Source organism: Devosia sp. (genome assembly GCF_034675085.1).
Classification (GTDB): domain Bacteria; phylum Pseudomonadota; class Alphaproteobacteria; order Rhizobiales; family Devosiaceae; genus Devosia.
On record NZ_JAUCDN010000459.1, the window covers coordinates 1 to 1,857 of the forward strand.

Sequence of the window (1,857 nt, forward strand, 5' to 3'; positions counted from 1 at the left end):
TTATCGCGTTTCCGAACCGCAAAACCGTTTCCACTTTTGCTGGAAACGCTCTAATTCAGCCTGGCGAGGACGGCCAAAAAGGCTTCGCCGTAGCGGTCGAGCTTGGCCTGGCCAACGCCGGGCAGGTTGAGCATGTCGTGGGGGTGACGTGGGCGCGCCAGCGCCATGGCCTTGAGCGTGGCATCGTGGAAGATGACATAGGGCGGCACGCCCTGCTGGCGGGCGATGCGCAGGCGCTCTTCGCGCAGCGCGTCGAAGACCGGCCGGGCGTGATCGGGAATGGAAACGGCATTGGCCAATTGGCGGCGCACTTCCACCGCCTTGCGCGGCCGGTCCTTGCGCAGGGTAACCGTGCGCTCATGGCGGAAGACGGCGCGGGCCCCCTCCCCCAGCGTCAGCGCGCCATGATTGGCATGATCGACGACGACGAGGCCGGAAGCGGTCAATTGCCTTATGACCGACTGCCAGGTCTTGGCGTCGAGGTCCTTGCCCTGGCCGAAGACCGGCTGATTATGGTGGCCGAAGCGCTCGACCTTTTCGGTGGGTTTGCCCATCAGCACATCGACGATATGGGCGGCGCCGAACCGCATGCCGGTGCGGTAGATGGCGGCCATGGCCTTGATGGCGGCTTCGGTGCCGTCCCAGCTTTCCACCGGCGAGCGGCAGGTGTCGCAATTGCCGCAATTGCCGGGATGGACCTCGCCGAAATGGTTGAGAATGGCCTTGCGGCGGCATTCGGCGGTTTCACAGACGCCGAGCAGCGCGTTGAGCTTGCCGTGCTCCAGGCGCTTGACCTCCTCGGGGGCGCCGCCCTCGTCGATCATGCGGCGGCGCTGCACCACATCGGCCATGCCATAGCTCATCCAGGCGTCGGCGGGCTGGCCGTCGCGCCCGGCGCGGCCGGTTTCCTGGTAATAGGCCTCGATGGAGGACGGCAGGTCCATATGGGCGACATAGCGCACATCGGGCTTGTCGATGCCCATGCCGAAGGCAACCGTGGCCACCATGCAGATATTGTCTTCCTTGAGGAAGGCGTCCTGATTGGCGCTGCGCCGTTCGGGCGGCAATCCGGCATGATAGGGCAGCGCCGGAATGCCCTTGCCGGTGAGCCAATCAGCCATGTCCTCGACCTTGGCGCGCGACAGGCAATAGACGATGCCGGAGCTGCCCTTGTGGGCGGCGAGGAAGGAGAGGAGCTGGTCGCGGGCCTTGTCGCGCTCGACGATGGAATAGGAAATATTGGGGCGGTCGAAACTGGTGGTGAAGATGCGCGCCTGTTCCAGCCCCAGCCGCTCGATGATGTCGGCGCGGGTGGTGGGATCGGCGGTGGCGGTGAGCGCGATGCGCGGCACGCCGGGGAAGAGCTCGACCAGATTGATCAGCTCGCGATATTCAGGGCGGAAATCATGGCCCCACTGGCTGACGCAATGGGCCTCATCGATGGCAAAGAGCGAAATATCGATGCCCGACAGCATATTGGCAAAGCCGGGCGTGGCGACGCGCTCGGGCGCGACATAGAGCAGGTCAAGCGCGCCATTGCGCAATTTACGGCGCACCTCGGCGGCTCCCTCAGGGCTGAGGGCGGAATTGAGCGCCGCCGCCGCGACCCCGGCCTGGCGCAACGCCTCGACCTGGTCGCGCATCAGAGCGATGAGCGGCGAAATGACGATGCCGACGCCGGGCCGGCAGATGGCAGGCACCTGATAACACAGGGATTTTCCTGCGCCGGTGGGGAACAGCACCACGGCGTCGCCGCCACCCACGACATGGTCGACCACCTCTGCCTGCTGGCCGCGAAAGCTCTTATGGCCGAAAATATCGCGCAGCACCGCGACGGGCTCGCGCGGCCCGGGCTGC

Annotated in this window: 1 protein-coding gene; it reads right to left on the reverse strand. The window is 65.6% G+C overall.

Features of this window, described 5'->3' with window-relative positions; translation table 11 throughout:
* Positions 1 to 50: 50 nt before the first annotated feature.
* The coding region (gene recQ / locus VDP82_RS17690) for a DNA helicase RecQ (RefSeq protein WP_323016130.1) at positions 51 to 1,857 on the reverse strand (1,807 nt) is incomplete at its 5' end.